Origin of the sequence: Cellulomonas telluris (genome assembly GCF_004886325.1) — a bacterium.
Lineage (GTDB): Bacteria > Actinomycetota > Actinomycetes > Actinomycetales > Cellulomonadaceae > Cellulomonas > Cellulomonas telluris.
In genome coordinates, this window is the sequence record NZ_QXFN01000086.1 from 1 (window position 1) to 542 (window position 542).

At 70.7% G+C, this 542-nt stretch carries 1 protein-coding gene; it reads left to right on the plus strand.

Annotated elements, in window-relative coordinates; translation table 11 throughout:
- Positions 1 to 99 precede the first annotated feature (99 nt).
- Positions 100 to 542 (plus strand): enoyl-CoA hydratase-related protein (locus FB586_RS18860; RefSeq protein WP_187697902.1); only part of this gene is annotated, 443 nt, incomplete at its 3' end.

Sequence of the window (542 nt, forward strand, 5' to 3'; positions counted from 1 at the left end):
GACTTGCTCGGGACGTACTCACCTGTCAGTGCCATGTCCCCCACAACACCACGGCGGTCGGTCATCTTCCACCCCCGGCCGGGCGATAGCCTCCGCAGCATGAGTGCGATCGAGGGCGTCAGCGAGATCTTCGACCCCGAGGCCTGGGACGTCGTGCCCGGCTTCGAGGACCTGACCGACCTCACCTACCACCGGGCGCGCGAGCACGGGACGGTCCGCATCGCGTTCGACCGCCCCGACGTGCTCAACGCCTTCCGCCCGCACACCGTCGACGAGCTGCTGCGCACCCTCGAGCACGCACGTACGTCCGCCGACGTCGGCTGCGTGCTCCTCACCGGCAACGGCCCGAGCCCGAAGAACGGCAAGTGGTCGTTCTGCTCCGGCGGCGACCAGAGGATCCGCGGCAAGGCCGGCTACCAGTACGAGGACGCGTCGGCCGGCGCGGGCGACACCGGCGGCGAGGAGCCGAGCCCGATCGACCGCGCCCGGCTCGCGCGGCTCCACATCCTCGAGTGCCAGCGGCTGATCCGCTTCATGCCGAA